The following is a 22,704-nucleotide window of genomic DNA, read 5'->3' as shown; positions in this document are numbered from 1 at the left end:
CTTATAAAAACTCAACGAGCTCGTTTTCTTCCTCAAGCTTTTTTTCTCTGGCAATTGGTTTTGTGATGTCTTTTTTTGTTGAAGTTGCAGCCTCTAAAGCATCATCATGGGATGATGCAAGGATGGGATCGCTGTAGGTGTCCACCAACTGCTCTACTTTTTGACGAAGCGGATCAGGATCAATGTCTCGTGCAATAAATTCTTCATGAATGAGAGGATAATCAACGTAATTAAGCTTTATTTTTGCTGCAGGAAATTCCCCTTTGACGCGCAAATATCCTTGTAGATCATTAATTACCTGGATTTGGGTTGGTAAAACCAATTGCTTTTCTTTAGTTTGCCGAGATACTGAAATCCCATCACGCATGGTGTTTGCCCCATAACTGATGGACTCATTTACTTCTTCAACTTCGTAAGTACCAATATTGCGGGAGGCGTGCTCCGCATCAGTATGTTCTGGTAAGCGTAGGAACAATCGAGTCGAACACAGATTTGAAAGGGAGGCGGCACCGTCGTTGCCATAGATGGTACGTAACTGGGATGCACCGTGATGGCCTAATAAGAAGCAACCGCCAAATTTGCGGCTTTCTGATTTCACTGCGGCTAAAAAGGGTAAGGCATGCAAGGTAGCCAGCTCATCCAAAATAAACCAAACACGGCGGTTATCATCCGGCGCTAAACTTAAGAGTTCTTTGGTAGCAGTATTAATCCAAGCCGAAATTAGTGGTCTGATGGTTGGGTGTTTGCGCCCATCAGAACTGACAAACAAACAGGAATTATTCTGCTCATTCAAAATCCAGTCGCGAATCGAAAAGATGTCCCCATCATCCTTCAAATACAATAGGGATTTTAAATAAGTAGCCATTACGGTTTTCACGTTTAAAGCGGTTTTTTGTACTTTATCGGATACCAGAGATTCTGATTCAGTATGACGCAGTAAATGATGAATTCGACCTAAGTCTGCTGTGAGCAAGTATTGCAATAACATCAGATTGGAGCGTTTAGGATCATTTTTTAGCTCATTGGCAGTGGAGACGAAAATCATACGCGCGGCTTTAATCCAAAAGGGATCCATGGTGTTATTGATGGGCATCGGCATGATGGCCTCAGCAAGTGCTTCAAGATCTGCTTTGTCTTCGCATTCTGCCCAGACATTCCAGGAATGGCCTCTCGTATCTAAGGGATTTAAAATTACATCTTGATGTTCACGATAAAAACGGGATAAATAAGTTCCTCCTTTATCATAAATAATCGCGCGCTCACCCCTGGCTTGTATTGTCGTCAATAGATCACGAATAGCAACAGTTTTACCAGATCCCGTGGTTCCGACTATTTGTATATGCTGGGTTTCAGAACCAAAGGGCAGAGATACACCACCAATCCGATAAGGAGAAATCCTGCTTGTCTTTTTGATGCACTTTTGTAACGTGTTTTCATCAACTAACTCACTGCCGCGAATGATCTTAGCTTTACTTTGATTTTCCCCTCTTTTTTGCAACCACTTAACCATGACAATTAACATCATGACAGAGGCAAAAAGTGCCTCTATCATGCTCTTAAGTAGAGCTTGTTTTAATTGATTAACAATGCCGATGACCATGGGAGCTTTTACAATTTGCGCTGAATACACTGGATAAGATTCACCCGTTGGCATGCGAACCACTTGCTTGGCTTTGCTCTGTATTAAAGTCATTGCCTGGGCTTTAACCCATTGCTGGCCAATATAACGTTGATACGCACTGGTATTAAAATAAAAAGCTATGACTGAGAAAATAAAAAAAACTATCAGCATAGCAAGGCTTACTTTCTTACCTACCTGTGTGAACATGCGGACATTGTGCAAAAAGATTTGACCGCCGCGAATAAATAATTTTGTAGGATTTACCGCCATCATTGACTCCGAATCGATATAAAAAAAGTGAAAATCAGGCTACAATGAATAAAAAGGAGAAAATCCAATGGAGAAGAACTATAAAGGGCAAGTGATGATACGCTCACTTGATGAATTGTCCCCTGAACAAAGAAAAAAACTGCGTTTGGCATCAATGGGAATCGGTTCTCTTGTTCTTTTAATTGTGGTGTTACTATTTCTTTGTTTTGGTGATTTCCCAAGTAACAAAGGCTCCTTATTTTTTTACTGTACCGATTGGCTCTTATTCCTTGTGTCACCATTAGCGGCTTTTGGGCTTGGTGCCTCTTTTGGCTTTGATTTGATGCTCTCAGATTTAGGTTTTGCATTTTCTTTTGGATCCTACGGCGGTTCATCACTAAACCAGCCGTTTTCCTCACATGAATCGCCCAGCTACCATCGTTCAAATAACTACAGCTCTTCAGTGAGCATAAACCCAAGCTCAGGTCGGCCGATGTCAGGAAGCAGTGGTATGGATACCTCTGGAAACCCTTATGGAACTCGCTCCTGGTAGATATCATTTAACGTCCTTGTTTGCTTGGGCAACTATGACATCCTGCATGACTTGCGATCCATCTTGCACAATACCTTCAACATTCTTGGACATTTCTGACTTGGCGCGTGCAAAATCCTTATCAACGGCACTAACAGAATCTTTATTAACGCCTCCTGCATTGATGTTCTTTGCTCGCTCATTGAAGGTATTGGTATAATCCCCAAGAGCATGATCAACCCCCGCACTACCAGAAACACGACTTTTAAAGGCATCATTTTTTTGGTGCACCTGACTTTCGTTAATAGGATGATTTTTTTGAAATTGGCTGATTGATTGCGCGGTTTTTTCACCAACAAATTGTCTTGCATAAGACTGAGCTAATTCAGGATCGTGACGAATTAGCCATTCTGCCTGTTGCAACCCAATGGTTCCCTGACTATTAGGTGCACGATGATGCGATAACCAATCAATAAATCCTGTTTGCGCATCAAGATTAATCGATGCGGTTTGCTCACTGGATGTGGTTGCTTGTCGGTGATAACTCTCTGATTCGGAAAAACTCGCCACAGCTTCATCTCGATACTGCATAGATTTATCAAAGCCTGCTGAAAAGTTATTAGCCAAGCGTCCACTAAAATCATCAGAAGTGCGGAAATGATCGTCCTTGGTGGCTTGTCTTGCCTCATTCACCACATCTGTAAAATGGTGTTCCTCACTAAAGCGCCGCGCTTCATTCATCAAGCGTGCGTCTTGATGGGATTCTGATTTGTCCCGTTCATGACGCACATTTCCCCCAATCTCAATATTACCCTTTGCCCCAGGTACTGCAGAACCGGTTCCAAAACCAAACGATCCTCCTAAATTAATACTGGCAGCACTTAAAACTTTAGTCGCGTCATCCCGAGAAATATTATGATCGTGAGCAAAGGTATCAATGAGATTGGATATTTTTGATGCCGCGGCATTAAAGCCTGCTGAAGTGGATATTTGGTGTCCCTGCCCACTTTGTTCCCCATGTGATTGCGTTTCACCAAGCTCTGCCAGGCTTCTGAGTGATGCCGCATAGTGCTCTGATGAAGCAATTGATTTATTGAACCCAGCACTTTTAGCACTGTCGGATAATTCAGAAAATGCAGATCGCGTGCTTTCTCCTAATTGAATATTAAGCGGGGTATGCGAGGTCGCAGTTGCCATCGTCAGTGTTTCACTGCCATCACGCGATATTCGCGCAATTGAACCACTATCAAGGCTTGTTTCAATACCACCCAATGATATTCTGGCGTTTTGATCGTTATGAAAAGAACTGCTATTAAACCCATTATGATTAGCAAAACTGGTATTTCCGTAGCTGTAATTTCCCATTTGTGCTTCTTCTGCCGCAGAGGAGGCGGCATTTTGAACAATACCTGTTGGTTGTTGCGTGAGTGATACAAAACTACCCACGTGTCGACTGATTAACATATAACTCAATGTGGTTGTCGCTAAGACTAAGTAGCCTCCCAAGGCAGCCATATTTTCATAGACTTGATTCATGCCTGTTTGGTAGGCCAAAGTAGTCGCCCCTGTTGAAACAAAGGACAATGAAAACTGCGCCAAAATAGTCATGATGTAGTTAATAACAGTAAACATCGGTGCCCATAGGGCAAGCCAGACATACAGTGTTGCGTAAAATTGAAAAAAAGAAATGCCGGAGGGAAAGGGGAAAAAAAACAAGACAAAAATAAAACACCCTATAACAATGCAAAATAAAAGACTTTGCAACATGGGCAACCAATAGGCGGACATTAGTCCAATGTTGCTGAGTGCCGCGGGTATTTTATCCTGTGCTCGACTGGCTGAAAAACTGTCTATGGCCGCTTTTGAATTCACACGTGCGCCCATAGAAAACACGCCATCGCGAATGGCGTTGGCCATCATATTTTGCCGAATAAGTGCTGCGGCATCACCTGACATGGCGGTTAAATGATTATAAGCTTGAGGTAAGTATTTTTCGAAATTAGCTAGGGCATCTGAATGATTGCCAAAAGCAAAACCTGCATACTTAGATTTGGCATCTTCAATCACGCCACTCCAGGCACTGTCTAATAAACTAGCGGCTTCCATACACGATTTAAATGAACCATCGTAAATAAACCCACGAGCAACAGAGGCATTGGATTTAACCAGTTCCCAAATATCTCTTGCTTGATTAATGTCTTTTAAGCCATATCGTCCATACATCACATCATAGAACACGCATTGCTGCATGAACTTTTGCATGTTTGCATTAAACAACGGATCGGTTATTTTTATATTACTTGCTGATAAAAAGAGCTTCGCACCCATGATCATGCCTGTTTGACTGTAATCCATATCGTTAGGTGAATGAAAGAAGAATTCAAAAAGCCGGGTTACTTTATCACTTAGCTGACTGCTTAATCCCCCAACCACACCCAAAATTAATGGCACATTATCGACCGTTAAATCTGGACGCAGAGGATCGGTTCTGTCGTGGATTTGCAAATTGCAGGTAGGTGTTAAAATAAAGGAAATAACAAAAGCATATTTTAAAATATAGAAGAACATACTGCGCACATCACGCTTTACAATAAATTGGCCAACAGTCCAAACCCCACCAATAATCAGTGCTGTTCTAAAAATCCCAAGTATTCCATCATAGTGAAACATAGCTGCGGTGGCGTTATAAAACGCCTTAAGTAACTCACCACCGGTAATCGTATAAATTTGCATCGTAACAGCCATTTCACTCACCTCATTTGATTAGCCCAACTCAAAGACTGAGTGAGCTCTGATGAAAATTCGCCTACAAGCATTTGCTCTATGGTTTGAGTTTCTTGAATCATCTGCATCGCCATGCTCATTCGCTGATGAGCCGTACCTTCCATTTGAACTAGGTCGCGACGAGCCTGGGTGAGATCAGTTTGAAACTCTTTCATTATTGCTTCTGGATATTGCAGAGCTCCTGCTGCTTGTTTAACGAGTTGCAGGTTTTCATTCAAATACTGAAATAAAATATCGATGGCAATGGCTTCTGAGTAACGGGTAGTGTCAATCACTGCGCTGTCCTTCATAAAGGCCATTTGCACGCTGACCATTTTCATCACCGGATATTGGGTGGACTCAATTAATCCTTTAGCGGCCTCACTTTGCTCCATATTGTCTTTAATCTTGCTTGCCATATCCAAAATCAGATCACGCACTTTTGACTCAAGACCATGACTGATATCAATGGTTTTACTGGTTAAGGTGGGTTGTAAGCATTTGACCTTTTCATCACATTGATAGATTTTTACCTCGCCACCGCGTAAAAGAGCGCTGATTAAATTGTTATTACTTACTAAGGAAGCCAGGCGTTGGACATGCACCCCTTCTGCATCGCGAGTCAAAATTAAGGTGCCTGATAAGGTCATCATGAGTTGAGCCAATTCGATATCATCTGCAAATAAGCCGTTTTTCTTTAACGCATTCCACGCCACATTGGTATTATCAACTACCTGCTCATTACTGCTGTTTTCATTAATAACTCTGTCGTAGTCGTAATTACTGGAGCCTTTACCACAGCCTTGTCGTGCCTCGGCCCAGTCTGAAAAGAGATTTTTGGATTGACCGATGGATTGGCAGGCATGTTGTTGTGCAATACGGGTGCGTGGGGCTAAACCCAGTACGGCACTTTCCGCGGTTGCGCACGAGCTGATATTGGTTTGGTTCACCCAGGTAGCCACGTTTTGTAATTTGGTTGCCACATTACCTAAAAGAGGAGTTGCTTGCTCTAGGGCCAATTGGAAGGCAAGACCTTGTGAGTTGTTCAATATATTCTTGGTAAAATCGACAAATTCTTTACCTTTGATGTGAGAAAACCCACCTAACGTGGCATCTATGCCGCCACAGCCTGCGGACACTTTAGGCCAGCTCAAACGCATGATTTGCAGATTACGTACGCTACTTCTAGCGTATAAATTACCGCCAGTATAAAAACCAGCACGCTGCGCTTGGTAAGCATGCGGCTCTGTTACATTCGCGCCCATATTAAGAGCTTTAAAATAGCCAGTTAAATCCTCACCTATTGATTTGCTGTACACTTGTCCGATGCCAAGTGCACCGATTAACCCACAAGACAGAAGAATTTTTTTCATAAAGGCACCTCTTTGTCATGTATCTGGCTAATTTTTAGTAACCGATTGGTTAGTTCGCCTTCATCAATAGTGCCTTCAGTAACAAGACTCGCCACTTGGCTCTTTGGGTTAACCAAAAAAAGAGAAGGATAAACACTGACTTGAAATACCTTCGTTTGTCCTTCATTCATTACCGCATCAGGAAAGGACGGTAAAAAGCCTCCATCAACCGAAATGGCAATTACACTAAAGCCATAGTGTTGACTCAAGCGTTTGAGCGTGGGTGCAAAGCGTTGACAATGAGGGCAACTCGAACTGAAAAAAAAGAAAAATCCTTGTTGTTTGGCAAGGGCATGAAGCGGTGCATTATCAATATCGGCGTATAGGCTTGATGAAAATAACGTTCCTAATATTAGAAAAATAGCTAATTTATTGCGCATTGTAATCCCCCGATTGAAAAGCATTGCTTGCCATTAAAATGTTTTCTTTCAATTCCGACTGGCTGACTAAGCCATAAGCAACTGGCATGGTTTTTTTAGATACTGGATTAAGAGCAAAAACCGCTGGAATGTGTTTAACACCCATCTGAGTTGCCTGACCAGAATCCACTCGTGAATTAGGGAACATTGGGGAGATACGATTCGTCATGGCAATTGGAATAACAGTCGTGCGGTAACTGTTTGCAAAATCACTCACGACTTGAGCCATTCGCTCGCTAAATGGTTCACCACCTTCATAGAAATACAACAAACCTGATGTTTGACTAATTTGAGTAATCGCCTTTTCCTTTTGCATGCTGTTTTGCTGGTTGTAGACATCACGTGCCGCACTACCGCTCGGATTAATAAGACTTTCATCTTGATCTGGATTGATTAGCAGATCGAGCATCCATTTCTCAGAAAAAAGATTTGCCTGCGCCACAATCAAACGTTGTAATCGTCTTGCCCGAGCAATATTTTCAGGAGTTGGATTTAAAATAGCTTGTGCGCGAGCCCGTTGTACCCTATTACCAATCAATTTCCATGTTTTATCAGGATCGGCAGGTTTACTTATATATGAAGGTGCTACTGACTCGGTTTGTGGTTTTTTCTTGGCTTCCTCCTTGGGATCTTTATGCCAATACCAACCTTCCTCATGCTCATTAAGATAAGGCTGCTCGGCGTACAAAAAAGGACTCACGCTAACCAATAAAACAAAAAACCATCTAGCCATTGATGTCTCCTTGATTGTAAAATTGATTAAAGCGCTGGCTTATTCCATTGGCAGTCTGTTGGTAATCCGGTTGTTTTTGTTTATTTTTTACCTCTTCATAAAATTCTGAAAAATCAATGGATTCGAAGTGAATTAATTGCATTTGCTCAGGCGTAATACCCGAGCAATTAGAATATTTATTTTGGCCAAAACCAATATGTAACTGGTCCCGTCTTCCTTGTACTTGAACCATACGGGCTAATTTAGATTGGAAGACACAGTAAGTCTCGTGGTGATCGACACAGACCGAGCCAATAGGAAGTTTTTTGCGTTTAAAACAATATTCACCCGTAGGTACTACCAGTTTGTTTTCTCGAGCTTTTCCCAATTTTTTCTCAGCATCACTACACTGTGCCAGCTCAAGATCCAGACCCCACCCCTTATCACTGCAACAATTTTTAAAATGGAGCATTGTTGTTGAACATTCAAGCAATTGACCTTTGAAAATAAAATTGGCATTGCCATCAAAGTCTTTTGAGGCATCCGATGCGGCGGATAAGGTGGACATTGCTTTTTTAAAATCGTCTTCATTGGCTGGGGTTAGTTCATGTTTCGCGCAATTACCATCCAAACAAAAAGCATCCTCACCACACAACAGTTGGTTGTCAGTACATTGGTTTATCGGGCATTGATACGTTTGCTGATGGGTTGTGCAACGTCCTGCTTCTTCTTTCACACAAGTTGAAGCAGTCTGCTCACATCCTTGATTAACTAGGTTATCGCACGTATTTTGCTCCTGACTACCACCACAGGTGTAGGATGCTCTCTCTTTCCAGCAAGGGCGGGTCAATGGAACATCGCCAATAATCCGTGTTTGATTGGGCTCGGTGCATGTTAGAGGCTCAGTAATATGACACAACCCCTCTTTTTCTTTGTTTTGCAAATGTTGGCATTGGTCGTCCCAATACTCTTTGCTTTCATAAATTTCAACCGTCATCGAAACGGAGTGAAAATAGGGCACTGTGCAGCGACCAAATCGACAATTGCCCACAGACAATGATAGGGTGGGATTGGCGCAAGTAGCCGTTTGCTCAACAACCACTAATTTCTTTTCATCAAGGAAACTGACCTTAACCATGGCGCAATTGACCGGCAATATAATCACAGGTGCTGGTACTGAATTTTTATAAATCGTATAGCAAGGAGCTTTGCCTTGTTGGCAGGTATCCGTATGTCCCAGGTTAACTGAGACCTTAAAAGGGGCATTTCTCATACCTCCTTTTCGCAGGTATAGATTGTAACTTTCTGTTTTGTAGGGTGAAACATCGACCCGTAAGTGCCTTGCACAATGCAATACACCTAATACTTTGCTGGACAGGCATGTTTTTTCCTGCCATGAGTAATGACATTCTTTGGGTTTTAAAGAGCAGGTGGTTTTATCGGTATTTTGGCCGTGCATAATCGCATCTCCATTTTCTGCGATTTGATTTAATTTTTGCATTGATTCCGAGGCAGGATTTACTTGATACAAGGGGCGATGATTAAAACTTTCGCCTACTGCCTTTCCTGCATCATTCTGAGCCACGGCAGTTTGCGAATCGGTTTCAAGACCTGTGCTTGCCTGCGTGACGCCACTATAATAATGTTCTTGCGGCAGATTGGCTTGATAGCCAGGAAACTGGCTCAGATCCAGTGCTTTTAATAAATCAATGGATTGATTGGTATGGCTTGTTCCGGTCTGAACGCCTTCTTGATACGCCTGATTCAAATCAAGTGCAAAAACCTGTGAACAAAGGATTAAAAAAACTAAAACGAAGCCTTTCATCAGATTAACCCCCCTCTTAACCGAAGAATCATTTGATCCAACACGGGGTCTTCTGACTGCTCATCGCCCCTCATTTTTTCTAAGGCGTAATCCAGCGACACATCACCATAAAGACTGTCGTAATTCACCGGTTTGCAATCCATATTGGCAGGACAAGCAGGGGTGTCTTTCACATAAACCACTGCAGGAACCATAGTGATATCAAAGGTTTTAAAAAGAATAGGATCAAGCTGCATCCCAATTCCTGTTTTTTTACTGAGCGTTTGAATAGCCGTCATCGTTTCTTTAAACGAATTATGAATTAGTCCCCGAATCACAGGTGTTGCTCCACTTTTTTTACATTGTAAAAGCCAGGCTTGTAGACTTTTTTCTGGCATTGAAAACGATAAGAACACGAGTACCTGACTGACTTTTTTTAAGTGGGTTACAATGGGTTCCTGTGTTTTTATGACTTGATGCATCTCGCCGGTAAATTCTGCAATTTGACCCGATTTTTCTGAAGTCTCAAGAGACTTACTGATTTGTTTTATTTCATTTGTAAAAGCATTGGCGCGATTTTTTGTATTCACCTCAATAGACGCAATATAGGCTTCATCTTCTGCAAGTGCAGGAAATGACAACAAAAATAATGCAACCAAGAAAGAAGTGTTCATTCGTATTGTTTTCATCACATCTCCTAATCGTTAAAAGGCGCAACAATTGCGTTTGCGCCAGATCAGATACCCAAAATCCTCGCCCTTAAACGGATATTCGTGCCCTGCCTCCCATAGGGTCGTAGCACGCCCAAGGGGATAACAGGCATTAGTAGTCGGTAAAGGATTGACCATTTGATAGCGGTAGCGTGATTTGGGCAAAATAGGGGAATAATGAGTATGACAAATGGATTTTGCGCTGCTTGTCGAATCGTCAAGTCCTACTGTGTCTTCCAATAGTCCCTGGCGATGCAATTTAAAATTCATACGCTCAGACAGTAGGACTGATGCCTGAACCCCGCCAACATGTTCTTGCACATGCCCCGTTAAAGGGTACATGCTTCCCTGAGCTCCTGCGCACCAAAAGAGCTTGTCAATGGCACTGCCCAATAAAGCGGTACTTGAATCAGCAGCGCAAGCCGCTTGTGCGGGTAAACTACCAAACAATACCGCCTCGGGATTAATGATGAAACCTAGCTCATCATCATTCCACATCACATCCAATTCACTCGGATAAGCAATGTCAAAGTCTCCTTTTTCAACACAAATCCCATCAGTTAACACATTCAACCAATACATCAATGGGAACTTGTACCAGTGCACGTGGTAAAATGATTGATTGGATAAATTACTATCTGTTTCCACCGCACCTTTGCGGTAATACTTGCCAAAATTTAAAGAAATCCCCCCTAAATTAACGAGACAAAAAGGAGTTCGAGTTACATCCACTAAATTCACAGGCTCCCAATAACCCATTGTTAATCCCAATCGCGGTATAGGATTTCCTGGGCATTCACAAACAGGCAGTTTGGGGTTTTTAGTGTCTGGCAAATGATTGGAGGAAACGAGATTAGCTTGCCCTAAACTGAACGGGAACAAACATGACCAACAGACATCAGAAATGGGATTTACAAAACGACCATGACAAGATCCTGCTTGGGTCGACCCAGAAGCTAAAAAAGCAATAAGAATAAAAAAGGCTTTCATACACTCACCTCATTAATTTGCAACCGCTTCCCTGCTTGAAAAACACGCACCGGCAAATACTTTATTTGAAATTTGGCAACCAAAAATCCATTTAAATCAAAATAAATAGCTTGCTTTAATTGATTCGCAACTTCCTTTACAGAGCCTGAAGTGAGGATTAATTTTACTTTTTGGTGCTGCGTTAATTCCTGGGTAACCCATGCAACCTGTGCCTCATCATCCCCGTCAAAAAACAGGAGAGTGCTACTCAAGCCCACTCTATCCAGGGGGTTAATTACAGTGCCTTGTTTAACAATCACTTGGCCGTGACTGTCCTTCACATCGTAAGGCACAGCAAGTGATGGATTAAAAAACCACGTTCTATTGTCTTCTGCTCTCGGCAAACGAATAGGTGTTGGGCGTGCCACATGTTCTTTTACCCGTTTTTTAAACTCAGATTGTACGGTCTTCCATTCCCCATTAGCCTGCATCCCCTTCATTTTTTGCTGGATGTACTCTAAAAAATCTATTTCAGCAATTTCAAAGGTTTTGCCAAAGACACCATAGTCTTTAGCCTCTGCAAAAGGGAGATAGAGCATGCAAATAATCAACAGAAGCTTCTTCACGATTTATGCTCCAATTTGATCATCGTCATGAGGGTGGCTGTATAATCAGTGCTGCCTTTAATTACTGCTTCCTTCGGCAATAACACCAACGATTTGGATTGGGACAAATCTTGTAACGCTGCTTCCAAATGATGCGAAAATGCTTTAATCGCTGCTTCTTTCTCAAGGTTTGAATGATTTTTTTGCGCTTCCTCTTTGATAAATTGGGAGGTGATTGACACGATATCAACGGTTGCAATATCTGGCCGTCTCAAAGCACTATAAAAAATCCCATTAACTAAGACGCTGGTAATGAGTGCGGTCAAAAGAGATACTTGAGTTGCCTTAAACATAGCCATACACCTCCAGGGCAACTTTGGAAATGGCATCAGCCAATGGCAAACCTGTTGCCATTAATCGTTTCAAGGCTTCTACTTCTGGGCCTCTTGTGGTGTTTAGGACGCGTGAAAATGGATCGACAATCAAACGATGCACTGTTGAATTCTCTTCACACATCATTAAAAACTCAGAGTATTCATTAGTTATTTTAAGGCTTCGGATTAAACGCTCGCCATAAGCATCCAACTGATTACTCGTTTTTAAAGTGTCAATCGTACTTTTGGAGGCACCTAAAAAGATTTTATAATAGGCGTTGTCGTAACACATTTTGGCAGTTGGATTGTTTTCATAATCATCTAAGCCATGAGTCACTGTAATAAAATTACCACCGTATTTAGGCGCACGCCTATAGCCCTCGTTAACAAAGTTAGCACTGCCACCCGTGCCATTGTCTGAAAGTAATTCGTAGGATTCATCAATCAAGCAGCTTTTGGGAATGTGCTTTGGCGTGTAATACATCGCATTGGTGATTTGATACATTAAGATTTTCAATACAATGCGCTGCAAATCCTTATTTCCATCAAGACCACCCAACTCTAAAATGACTAAATTTCTTTTAAAATCGAGCGAACAAGGCGGTTCAAAATAACTGCCATAACGACCGTTTTTAGTATAGCTATACAACAGGCGCCCAATATTTTGAGAAATAGGATCGTTACTACTTTCTAAGTGATGAGCAATAAGAGTAATAGTTGTAGCATTGTGATGTTGTCGCCACATCGCCTCAATGGCTTTCTCAATATGACTTCGTTCTTCATCACTGACGTTACCTGATGGTCTTGCCATCATACCTACAAGTTGTATTAGCTGATTGTGAACATCTTTAAATGCAGTATCATTTTTGGCTTGTGCATCAATTGTGGAAAAGAGGTTTAGGCTAATTTCGGTGTCATGATTAAAATCAATAAGCTGTCCGTTCAACATCTCACAAGATTTAGCGTATGAACCGCCCACATCAATGATATAAACAAAGCCCCCCTGGGATAACAGACTTTGAATGTAGTCATTCATTAAAAAGGATTTTCCTTTTCCAGGAGGAGCTACAATAGCGACATTATAGTTTCTGACTACGTTGTCAAAAAAATAAATAGCGGTAAATTGCCCCCGTCTTTGTGGATAGACCTGAGCAAATCGTCCTGCCCCTTTCCATTCCCCCTGGATAGGTAATAAGTTAACCGTATTAAAACTGGTTAAAGGTCTTATCCGTCCAAATGATTTGTAATCATCAAACATACCTTCAGCAGGTGCAAAGGGCATGGAGGCTAGAAGTGTTTGTAACTGCAAACCTGTTGGCGTGCGTAAATCAAATTGGTTACCCCGAAATACATCCTTGGCACGTCGTACATCGCGACGGACATTGGCAGGTGTTGTAAACAATAAAACGTTATAATAGGAATCAACCAAAGAATCATCGCCACTGAGCCGCTCTCTTAACTCCTCAATTTCTGCGTATTTTTTGTTAAAATTTTTGACCCATTTGGCAATAAAAGGTTGTTTGGCATTTTGACCTTCATCAGCATACTTGGCATCTAATGCCGCCATCACCTTATCTTTATCTTTAATTCGTATTGCAAAACTAAAAAGAAAGGGACAACTTATTTGCAAAGAGGTATTAAACATTTTTCCAAATAAATCACCCATTTGCCATTGCACAGGGGATTTAGGATATTGCCTGACGGACAAGCATTTAATCACCCTCGTATCTTCTTCTCGCTCAATCTCTATTTGATTGGATTTAACCCGCATACTCGCTTCAATGTCAGTCAGTTGAAAACGAATTTCAGTATTGGTATCGTAATTGGTTTTTTCTTCATACAAGCTGTCGGTTGGAAAGAGCCACTCCCGCTTTAAGCTAATCACTTCTTCAACAGACAGTTCTTTACAAACAATATTGACTGACTTTAGATTGTTGCTGATGTCTTCGCGCAAACTACCAAGCAACAAGCGATCGTCTTCTATAGATTTGCGCGGAATTGAAATACATAAAAATAAACGAAAATCACGCAAGACAAAATTGCTTTCTTTAGTTAATGAGCTGTACACCCCTTTGCGGTAAAATTCAGCTCGTCGGTGTGCCAGGGCTTTTAAAACCTCACTGCCTTGATTGCGTTGATGTTCCATTTCATCAATCATGTGGCCAATTTTAGGCGATGCCCAAAACAAAGCATGAAAACAACTTTCCGGTGGTAAAATATCCGTTAATATACTGGTGAGAATAGTCATGGTTTCTTCACTGGCACCAATCAATGTGGAACATTCAAACATCATATGAGAGGCTTGTTTGTAGGGATAAATGTCGGCTTCCGAATCGTAGACCTCATCTGGCAAATAAGGTGCTAAGCAATATGTATCCAACAGTGCTTCTATTTGCTTTTTATGATGCGCATCAGTCATGCCTAGCTCTTCTCGCAATGTTTCCAGTAACGAGCCTGTTGCATGACTTAAAGTAGTGCTTGTGTTTCTAACTGCGCGACGCGCTTTTTTTAGTGTAGATAACATAGTGGCTCTCCTTATTTTGAAGCCAATTGGGACTGCTGCATCCACTGTCCTTCTTTAACAACGCTGTACACCCGATTGGCTTGATGATAATTGCCATCAGTGTCTTCATAAGGCGCTATCCAAAGAGGCATCACCCCTTCTCCATATCGCACAGGATGACCAGGTCGTCCATCCATCACTAAAGGATTTCGGTTGGGGGTTACTGCCAGGGATTTGCCCTTACCATTTACCATGTCATAAACCTCGTCCATGCGTTTGCACGATCCTCCGCTGGGGGCTGGGCAATCAAAGTCCTCATTCAGTTTGGCGCAGCCGGTCAAAACAACACAGGGCAACAGTAATAAAGTAATTAGAGTTTTCATGTTCGATATGTCCTTAAAACGAGTGGTTTTTATAGAAAAATTGATTAGCAGCTTTTTCTTCAGAAGTCTCAGACTCGACAGGAGCTTCAAAAGCCACTTTGGAATCTTGTCTTTCTTCTGGTTGTTCAGGGGCATTAGTGTCCGTCCCTCCGTCAAGCCAAAATCCTTTAAGAAAAGTCACATCAACTGTAACCATTGGAGGCAATTGAATAATTGGGTGGTACATTTCAGCGCGCTTGATGTTGTACTGTGCATACATTTTGGCTGCACCCGATCCGCCGCTAGAAACAGCCGCTAGGGGAATTTTTCCTGCTTGAATGGTTGATACACTTCCTAGAGGCGAGGTGCTGTAATCAGTGGAATATTGCTGGCCAATATTGCCCATGCTTTCCCAGAAGTTCCCCCAAAAAGCTTTTTTCACCATCGGTTCATCACGCCATACTGCACGCCCACGAATTCCGTTTTTAGAATCTGCAATAATACCCGTGACCTGGATGTCGATACTGGTCCCATTGGAATGAATGCAACTTAATCGTTCGGTACGAAATTTCCCTCGCTCACTGGAAATATCACCAATTACAGAAGCACTTACCATACAGCCTTTAAGCGGTGCCCTGTATTTATTCGGCATCACTCCATCATCGACTATTTGAAATATCATAATGTCCGGGTTGGCCTGGCTTAAAACTCCCGCTGAAACATCAGCCCCTTGTAAAACAACTGCTTTAGCAAAGGTATTAGAGAAGACATAATTATTGGGTGTTTTGATTCGTGGCTTGGATTTTTTATTTAACTTGGCTGTGTATTGAATAAATCCAGAATCTATCTCTATAGAGTTACTCGCTGCCGATTCATCTGCTCGGGGTAATAACCCATTTTGGGGCTCATTGGTTTTTAATGTCCCATTTATTGGGGTAGTACGCTCCATTTGCAGTTTAACTATTTGATGCTTCAGCTCAGAAAGTGTTGATTTCATTTCCGATAGTTCATCTTTTTGCGAAGTAATGAGCTTGCTTTGCTTGTCTTTTTCATCACCTAATGCTTTGAGGCTTTTATCAAAGAGCTCTGATTTTGCAAGCTCAGCTCGCCAGGCATTTTGTGTTTTCTCAATCCAATGGGATTCATTAGTGGCAGTAGATATCGGGCTGGCTAAGCTGTGTTTTTTATAAGCGGGTTTATCAACCTCTCTGGATTTAACTGTCTTGTTTCCCAATAAGGCAAAGCACGCAATCACCAACACTATAACGCCGATAACAATCCCTAAAAAGATCTGTTGTTGTTTTTTAAGTTGAATAGACATGTTAGCTAATCCTGTACAATCGAGTAGTTTCAAACGGCGCTAAATGGGTTTTAGCAAGCGCCACCCCTTTGGTTCCAGGCCAATTAAACCAAGATTCCTTGGCATCAATAGGCTGATTGGTTACGTTCTTTAACTCAAAAATTTCACCCCGCATACGGTTGCCTTTAACCGTCAACAAGCGTTTTAGCTGTGTTTTTTGCGCTTTATATACCGAAGGCTTTTTAGGTATTGTTTGAGTAAAACCTTCTGGCAAATACCCATTAACCAGTGCTCTTAAAAAACCAACCATTACCTTTTCATAACTTGAAGTACGTGGGTCACGGGCACGAATTACAGGGTTTTTATAGGATTTAAAAACGATTGTTTGTGAAGCAATGGGTTTTGGCTCTACACGCACGTTGTAAAAAAAGCCTTTTTCAGTCAGCAAATTGATAGTAAAAGCTCGCGTGTGGTAAAGAGGCGATGGCAAAAAAGTAAGAATACCCGTCGTATCATCAATTAATTTGCAATTCGCCTTCCCATTGCATGCATCAACCAGGGTGTTGCCAGGTGCTTTTATTTGCTGAATGCGATCATCCTCTAACATCAGATTATTGGGTTCTTTAATTGAGGCATTAATTAAAATATCTTCATAATTTCTGACTGTTTTTATTTGAGCACCTTCTGCTGTTGCTATTAATAAGCCTAAGCTGAATATCATTGCCATTTGTTTCATGATTACACCTTCTCAAGATTCGTTAGTTTCAACAGGCCATACTCATAGGAATACCTAATCAAAAAAGTCTCCCGTACATCAGACATCAAATCCGCGCCAACAAAACGCTTCATCTGTCCCATTACTTTTACGCTCAAGTGTTTGATATCAATTTCAAAGGTCGATGGATAAAACACGCTGGATAAATGTTCGTGATTAATTTGTTCGACTTCCTTAACCAATTGCGCCCTGATGTCCCCATACAGTGAGGGAGCTACATAGCCTAAGAGCGCATTAAATTGGTAAGTGGCTGAACTTGAAGTGATATTAAAACGAAGTTGCGTTAAGAAATTGGTCATGTCTCTTAAATAGCCTTCCGAAACACCTGTTCCAGAAAGTGTAAATTCTTGAGATATTTTAGGTGGGATGAAATGGGTTTCATGTTTGCTATGAGCATAATGCAATAAGGCCACAATGGTAATTGATTGCATGAATGTCATAGCTAGCAGCACACTACTAATACCTATGAATAAAACCCTAATCTTTTTTTCCTTCATTAATTCTGATTTTTTTTGTTCTATTTTCATCTGTTACCCCAAAAACGCTCTAATCCATGACGGTGGTGTTGCCCGTAACTTAGGTGATAGAGAAAAGAACCAATAAAAAAGGTGGATATAAAAATAGGGACCTTCATTCCCCTTCATGCGTTTCATCAGGAATAGAAACGCACAGGTTAGAATCAATGAGGTAACAAAAAAACCACAAACAGCCCCAAATACGTAGAGAGTTAATGCTGCTACCATGACCTCATCGAGTGTAAAAATAATCAATCGATAAGGCTCATTAAGATATTGGGGTGTTTTGTATTTTCTCGGATCTTCCATCTTAAACCCCTGCTAGCATTGCAACGACATTTAGAAAAATAGCCATCGCCCCAACGCCGCCAAGCGTTTTAATATTTCGAGTAAACATCAAGGTAACAACAGCCGCTACAGCTTCTCCGACATAAAGATAGGTTTTTATCGAACCATTGTAGGTATCCTTAACTACTTCTTCTGCAGCGGATAAAGCATCCGCTGCAAAGGTTCCTTGAGCCATTATTAGCAAGCAAATAAGTATGAAAATCTTTCCAATGTGAGCATTAATACTGCTTAACACGTTACTTCTGAACTGATTTAATAAAGACATGTTATCCCTCCTTTTTAATGGTGATTGAGGATTGATTGCTGCATTGATGGGCAAAATTTCTTTGTTGGATCAGCCAAACCATCGTGCTTTTCAGATTGAATTTTTTGATAAATTTCATAACGGTGGATTGCTACTGAATTGGGTGCATTAAACCCAATGCGTACCTGATTCCCTTTACAACATAGAACTGTGATAAATATATCTTCTCCAATAACAATGCTTTCACCGACTCTTCTAGTTAAACTCAACATCTTCTTCTCCTTTTTAGTTAACTTTCATATTTAAAATGTGTTTCATTTTCAGTAATTGGGTTTTAGCCACTTCAGGGTTATTGTTTTTGGGAGCTTCATCAGGTACAAAAAATGAACTTCTCTTGGAACAGTTTTTACAAAAATCAATAAATTGGGGTAAGGTTGGCGGTAGTTCCTTATTTTTTCGACATAAATCAATTGCCAGATCAAGAATGTTATCCGCATAGGCAAGTAGTCCTTGTTGCCATTCACCTTTAACAAAAACTAAAAACTCATCGCTTTTAAATTGACTACGCCAAACCTGTCCGTACATAGCTGCAAACCTCAAAAATAATCGATCAATGCGCTTGCGACTTTCCTCGGTAGGCGCTAAGGTCGATGATGTTGTCATCGGCTTCTTCTTCAATTCCTGATTTACATGACTCCCAGAAGCTGTCTCTAATGGGTTGTTTCTTATAATTTGTTTCATGGACTGCATTATTTGTCTCCTGACACGTATCACTTTGAATTTCATCTTTCCAACAATGTTGCGCTAACCAATTGGCAGGATATTTCCAAGCAGCAACCCATTGGCCTTGGCTATGCTGTTGTTGATAAAACTGGATTTGTTGTTGTAAAGCCGAATAAATTTGTATTGGCAACTCAGGTGTGAGATTAAGCGCTTGAAATGCTTCCCATGCTTTTTGCTTTGATTTTTTTAGCGGATACAAATCCCAAAATTTTTCGAATTGTGATAATAAAAAAATATAATAATTATCTTCTTTTAGAGGTGTGTCGGCTTTTGGAGATTTATCTATGCCGGCTTTTAGTGGGTCTGTCTTTGATAAGCCAGTATTTATAAGGCGTTGCTGATTTTTAGCTGGGTCTAGTTGCTGTGTCTGGTTTAGGTCTAGTTTATTTTGGACGGAATAACCCATTGTAGCTAATTCGCATCTTAAAATTAATTTTAAACCTTCGGATTGTGGTGTAATAAGCCCTGCTCGCCCCAAAGCAGATAAGGCACGGCGTATTTGCATGCGTGAATAGCTCTCGCTTTTAATGCCTTGATGCGGCTCAATATAAAGTTGCTCTGCTATCGATTGATAGCTGATTCCGCGCTTTATGCCGACTAATCCTGTTTTGACATCCATATATGGCCTTATCCCTCTTAGGTAAGCCAGTTGCTGAAGGTGTGGCATCCCACATAAAGCAGCAAGTTCTTTGTCATTAATTAAAAAATCCACTATTCACTCTCAATCCGTGTACAAATTCGTTATTATTTTTTTTATATGGTATATTTACTATTAACTACTACTTGAATCGTACGATTCGTGTAAATAATTATTTTAATTTACCACCATTCGGTGCATTGTCAATATATATTTTCACAATATGGGATTAATTGGGTTGGTTAATATGAATATAAAAGAAAAAATTGGTCAAAGAATTCAAGAAGAACGGATAGCAAAAGGATTAACTAGAAAGGCCCTTGAGGAGTTAACTGATGATCTTAAACAATCAAGAATTAGCAATTGGGAGCGAGGTGATAGAACTCCAGGGCCTGAAGAAATAAAACAACTTGCTAGAGCACTAGATATTTCACCTGCTTATTTGATGTGCCTAACCGATGAGAAACGTCCAAAAAAAATTCCAGGATTAGGGTCATTGGTTCCACTGCTCGATCATCATCAAGCCTGCGATCCTAAAGGATTCATTCAAAGGGTTAGGAACGAACATAATTCAGATGAAATAAGCTTTATACCGATTTCTTCTGAGCTTAGTACTCGTCTTGGAGAAAATGCATTTGCTCTAAAAATGAAAGATGAGAGTATGCACCCTGAATTAAGAGTTAATGATATTTTAATTATTGATCCCAATTCTGAACTGCATCCAGGAAGTTTAGTTGCAGCACAGCTTAACGAAGAAAATGAGGTTATTGTACGAAGATATAAACAACTGACCTTATCAAAAGAATTTAATCCATTTGAATTGCGGGTCGAAAATGATAATTGGGGGAATATAAAAATTGATAAAGTAACTGACGCTATAATTATCGGCGTTATTGTGTGTGTTGTGAGGTATACGGGGAGATCTTAAGTGATTCTGCCTATCCTAAATCACTTGGTGGGCATCCCTTCTCACAGCATATATTGTATCGCTTAACGATCGATGAGTCGAGCCAATGAAAATGCTTTTTTCTGCAAAAAATACGACTGAAACCCTTTATATGCTACAATATATGCCAATTATGTCTTGTGAAACCGTTGATGCAACCCAACACTAAAAGTCTCTTTAAATTCGTCGTGTATTTTTTAAATCCCTATTTAAAATGGGTTGTTTTATTCGTATTGGTCGCTATAGCAGCCGGCCTTATGCTGCCAATGGAATCTTATTTTTATAAGAGGCTTATTAATGAACTAAGTCAAGTCAGCACGGATGCGTCCATGGTAAACAAAATCATTTGGTCAACATTGCTCATACTGGTTGCGATGAAACTGCACCTGTCCTGCTGGCGAATTTTTAATGTTATCAAATTAAAAACAGCTGCGACGATAAAAAACAATATAATAAATTATGCTTTTGAATACATCCACAAGCACTCTTTTAATTTCTTTCAAGATAATTTTAGTGGGACGATTGCCAAAAACATCACAGCATTATCCGATAAAATTGAGTCTTTGATTTATGATTATAGTGCGCAAATTATCAGGGGAATAACGCAGACTATTACTGCGTTAATTTTAATGTATTTTATTCATCCAGCTTTTTCAATTATCCTGTTTACATGGGTCTTGTTGTTCACCATAGGCAGTTCATTATGTATAAAAAAAATAAGCGTATTATCGGATGATTATGCAGAGTCTCAATCTGCTGTTACGGGTGAAATAGTAGATTCGGTGGGAAATTTTTCAAACGTTAAAATTTTTGGTGCAGGAGCCTATGAAGCTTCTTATTTACAAAAATCACTAAATATTCTCAAGAAAAAATTTGTCACTAAAGAATGGTTTCTAACCAAACTGTTTATTACGCAGGGTTTTGCCTGGGTTACTTTATTTGGATTGATGCTGTTCATGCTGGTCAAGTTAAAATTAAACCAGCAAATTACTATTGGCGATTTTGTATTGATTTTTAGTTTAACCAATTATGTTGCTGAAAATATCTGGTGGTTAACGGAAACAATTGGGCAAATCAATGATGCTATTGGCACATCGAAACAAAGCCTTCGGGCACTATTTACCCCTATGGAGATCACCGACAAATCGGATTCAAAATCCCTACGGGTCACTAAAGGTGAAATTGTTTTTGATAAAGTGCACTTTCATTATCACGGCAACACTCAGTTGTTTCAGAACAAATCCATTACCATAAAACCCGGATCAAAAGTTGGCTTGGTTGGCTATTCTGGCAGTGGGAAGTCTACTTTTGTTCATTTGATTTTACGACTTTACGATATAATCGATGGCGCCATTAAGATTGATGGCCAGGATATCAGGGACGTGACCCAAAAGTCACTGCATGAGCATATCGGTATGATTCCACAAGACCCTTCATTATTCCATAGAAGTTTAATGGAAAATATTCGTTATGGTAAGGTATCGGCTAGTGATGAAGAGGTAATGACCGCTGCATCCAGTGCCCACGCGCATGAGTTCATAAAAAAATTGCCTCTGCAATATGACTCTTTGGTAGGTGAGCGTGGAATTAAACTGTCTGGCGGGCAAAGACAGCGCATTGCAATTGCGCGGGTTATTTTAAAAAATGCTCCAATATTAATTTTAGATGAAGCAACATCTGCGCTGGATTCAGTAATCGAAAAAGAAATTCAAGAATCTTTATTAGAATTAATGAGCAAAAAAACCACTATCGTCATCGCACATCGGCTATCAACTTTGTTGCAGATGGATAGAATTTTAGTATTTGATAATGGGGTCATTGTTGAAGAGGGATCTCATGACGTGCTTTTAAAGAAAAATGGTCTCTATAAAACCTTGTGGGAAGCACAGGTTGGTGGATTTTTGCCAGATAAGCAATCAGGAAATACGGAATAGTTGCTATACCATGAGGAAAGACTTGTTAATCATCCGTTTTAATTCACCGTTTAAAAGTCTATTAAGATGTCCAGATCCTACAATCATAATGTTATTTTTTCTTAGAGATTTAGCAATAATATACCTATAACTCAAGAAAATTGGTATTTAATTGTAGGGAAGGGAATCAATGCCTAATGAACAATTA

At 40.5% G+C, this 22,704-nt stretch carries 23 protein-coding genes; 3 read left to right on the top strand and 20 right to left on the bottom strand.

The features are described 5' to 3' along the window. Position 1: 1 nt before the first annotated feature. Entirely contained in the window at positions 2–1,891 is a 1,890-nt protein-coding gene (gene traD / locus Lwor_RS00860; protein ID WP_238584591.1) for a type IV conjugative transfer system coupling protein TraD, read from the bottom strand. A gap of 67 nt (positions 1,892–1,958) precedes the next feature. Between traD and Lwor_RS13635 the strand changes: the two genes are divergently transcribed. Beyond that, positions 1,959–2,423, top strand: a complete 465-nt coding sequence (locus tag Lwor_RS13635) for a hypothetical protein (protein ID WP_058491852.1) — start codon at positions 1,959–1,961, stop codon at positions 2,421–2,423. A 3-nt stretch (positions 2,424–2,426) separates the two neighbouring features. Here Lwor_RS13635 and Lwor_RS00850 read toward each other — a convergent pair whose 3' ends face one another. From Lwor_RS00850 to Lwor_RS00760, 19 genes are read right to left on the bottom strand one after another with little or no spacing between them, the layout of a single operon-like run. Further along, the gene (locus Lwor_RS00850; RefSeq protein WP_058491850.1) at positions 2,427–5,147 is read right to left on the bottom strand and encodes a conjugal transfer protein TraG N-terminal domain-containing protein; all 2,721 of its coding nucleotides are present in this window, start codon (positions 5,145–5,147) and stop codon (positions 2,427–2,429) included. 5 nt (positions 5,148–5,152) lie between these two features. Continuing rightward, positions 5,153–6,538 (bottom strand): conjugal transfer protein TraH, encoded by a 1,386-nt coding sequence (locus Lwor_RS00845; protein ID WP_058491848.1) that lies wholly within the window; start codon positions 6,536–6,538, stop codon positions 5,153–5,155. After that, the gene (trbB, locus tag Lwor_RS00840) at positions 6,535–6,957 is read right to left on the bottom strand and encodes a type-F conjugative transfer system pilin assembly thiol-disulfide isomerase TrbB (RefSeq protein ID WP_058491847.1); all 423 of its coding nucleotides are present in this window, start codon (positions 6,955–6,957) and stop codon (positions 6,535–6,537) included. The genes Lwor_RS00845 and trbB overlap by 4 nt, the downstream gene beginning before the upstream one ends. Further along, positions 6,947–7,729 carry a type-F conjugative transfer system pilin assembly protein TraF gene (gene traF, locus Lwor_RS00835; protein ID WP_058491846.1) on the bottom strand — a complete coding sequence of 261 codons (783 nt, stop codon included), beginning with the start codon at positions 7,727–7,729 and terminating at the stop codon, positions 6,947–6,949. The genes trbB and traF overlap by 11 nt, the downstream gene beginning before the upstream one ends. Next, positions 7,722–9,533 carry a type-F conjugative transfer system mating-pair stabilization protein TraN gene (gene traN / locus Lwor_RS00830; RefSeq protein WP_058491845.1) on the bottom strand — a complete coding sequence of 604 codons (1,812 nt, stop codon included), beginning with the start codon at positions 9,531–9,533 and terminating at the stop codon, positions 7,722–7,724. Before traN ends, traF begins: the two co-directional genes overlap by 8 nt. After that, positions 9,533–10,201 carry a type-F conjugative transfer system pilin assembly protein TrbC gene (trbC, locus tag Lwor_RS00825; RefSeq protein WP_058491844.1) on the bottom strand — a complete coding sequence of 223 codons (669 nt, stop codon included), beginning with the start codon at positions 10,199–10,201 and terminating at the stop codon, positions 9,533–9,535. The genes traN and trbC overlap by 1 nt, the downstream gene beginning before the upstream one ends. A gap of 15 nt (positions 10,202–10,216) precedes the next feature. Next, a complete protein-coding gene (traU, locus tag Lwor_RS00820; protein ID WP_058491843.1) occupies positions 10,217–11,212 on the bottom strand; it encodes a conjugal transfer pilus assembly protein TraU in 996 nt (331 codons plus the stop codon). Then, positions 11,209–11,817, bottom strand: a complete 609-nt coding sequence (traW, locus tag Lwor_RS00815) for a type-F conjugative transfer system protein TraW (RefSeq protein ID WP_058491842.1) — start codon at positions 11,815–11,817, stop codon at positions 11,209–11,211. The genes traU and traW overlap by 4 nt, the downstream gene beginning before the upstream one ends. After that, positions 11,814–12,155, bottom strand: a complete 342-nt coding sequence (locus Lwor_RS00810; protein WP_162262290.1) for a TrbI F-type domain-containing protein — start codon at positions 12,153–12,155, stop codon at positions 11,814–11,816. The genes traW and Lwor_RS00810 overlap by 4 nt, the downstream gene beginning before the upstream one ends. Further along, positions 12,142–14,694 (bottom strand): type IV secretion system protein TraC, encoded by a 2,553-nt coding sequence (gene traC / locus Lwor_RS00805; RefSeq protein WP_058491838.1) that lies wholly within the window; start codon positions 14,692–14,694, stop codon positions 12,142–12,144. The genes Lwor_RS00810 and traC overlap by 14 nt, the downstream gene beginning before the upstream one ends. Before the next feature lie 11 nt (positions 14,695–14,705). Next, the gene (gene traV, locus Lwor_RS00800; RefSeq protein ID WP_058491836.1) at positions 14,706–15,056 is read right to left on the bottom strand and encodes a type IV conjugative transfer system lipoprotein TraV; all 351 of its coding nucleotides are present in this window, start codon (positions 15,054–15,056) and stop codon (positions 14,706–14,708) included. 13 nt (positions 15,057–15,069) lie between these two features. Next, on the bottom strand, positions 15,070–16,356 hold the full coding sequence (locus Lwor_RS00795) for a TraB/VirB10 family protein (RefSeq protein ID WP_058491834.1): 1,287 nt from the start codon (positions 16,354–16,356) through the stop codon (positions 15,070–15,072). A 1-nt stretch (position 16,357) separates the two neighbouring features. Continuing rightward, entirely contained in the window at positions 16,358–17,071 is a 714-nt protein-coding gene (traK, locus tag Lwor_RS00790) for a type-F conjugative transfer system secretin TraK (protein ID WP_058491832.1), read from the bottom strand. Positions 17,072–17,073: 2 nt separating this feature from the next. Continuing rightward, positions 17,074–17,637 (bottom strand): type IV conjugative transfer system protein TraE, encoded by a 564-nt coding sequence (gene traE, locus Lwor_RS00785; protein ID WP_058491830.1) that lies wholly within the window; start codon positions 17,635–17,637, stop codon positions 17,074–17,076. A 3-nt stretch (positions 17,638–17,640) separates the two neighbouring features. Beyond that, the gene (gene traL / locus Lwor_RS00780) at positions 17,641–17,934 is read right to left on the bottom strand and encodes a type IV conjugative transfer system protein TraL (protein ID WP_058491829.1); all 294 of its coding nucleotides are present in this window, start codon (positions 17,932–17,934) and stop codon (positions 17,641–17,643) included. A gap of 1 nt (position 17,935) precedes the next feature. Further along, positions 17,936–18,238 (bottom strand): fimbrial protein, encoded by a 303-nt coding sequence (locus Lwor_RS00775; protein WP_010947806.1) that lies wholly within the window; start codon positions 18,236–18,238, stop codon positions 17,936–17,938. Between the two features lie 14 nt (positions 18,239–18,252). After that, on the bottom strand, positions 18,253–18,489 hold the full coding sequence (gene csrA / locus Lwor_RS00770; RefSeq protein WP_010947807.1) for a carbon storage regulator CsrA: 237 nt from the start codon (positions 18,487–18,489) through the stop codon (positions 18,253–18,255). Between the two features lie 13 nt (positions 18,490–18,502). After that, complete coding sequence (locus Lwor_RS00765; RefSeq protein ID WP_058491827.1) at positions 18,503–18,802, bottom strand: hypothetical protein; 300 nt, start codon at positions 18,800–18,802, stop codon at positions 18,503–18,505. 25 nt (positions 18,803–18,827) lie between these two features. Continuing rightward, on the bottom strand, positions 18,828–19,712 hold the full coding sequence (locus Lwor_RS00760) for a Vir protein (protein ID WP_083501545.1): 885 nt from the start codon (positions 19,710–19,712) through the stop codon (positions 18,828–18,830). Positions 19,713–19,884: 172 nt separating this feature from the next. On the opposite strand from Lwor_RS00760, the gene Lwor_RS00755 reads away from it, so the two are divergent. Both Lwor_RS00755 and Lwor_RS00750 read left to right on the top strand, forming a co-directional pair. Next, positions 19,885–20,565, top strand: coding sequence for a helix-turn-helix domain-containing protein (locus Lwor_RS00755; protein WP_058491823.1), 681 nt, complete (start codon positions 19,885–19,887; stop codon positions 20,563–20,565). A gap of 170 nt (positions 20,566–20,735) precedes the next feature. Next, entirely contained in the window at positions 20,736–22,517 is a 1,782-nt protein-coding gene (locus Lwor_RS00750) for an ABC transporter ATP-binding protein (protein WP_058491821.1), read from the top strand. Positions 22,518–22,704 lie beyond the last annotated feature (187 nt).

Origin of the sequence: Legionella worsleiensis (assembly GCF_001467535.1) — a bacterium.
In the GTDB taxonomy this organism is placed as follows: domain Bacteria; phylum Pseudomonadota; class Gammaproteobacteria; order Legionellales; family Legionellaceae; genus Legionella; species Legionella worsleiensis.
Note: the sequence above shows the minus strand (reverse complement) of the source record. Positions and strands in the feature narration are given on the sequence as shown.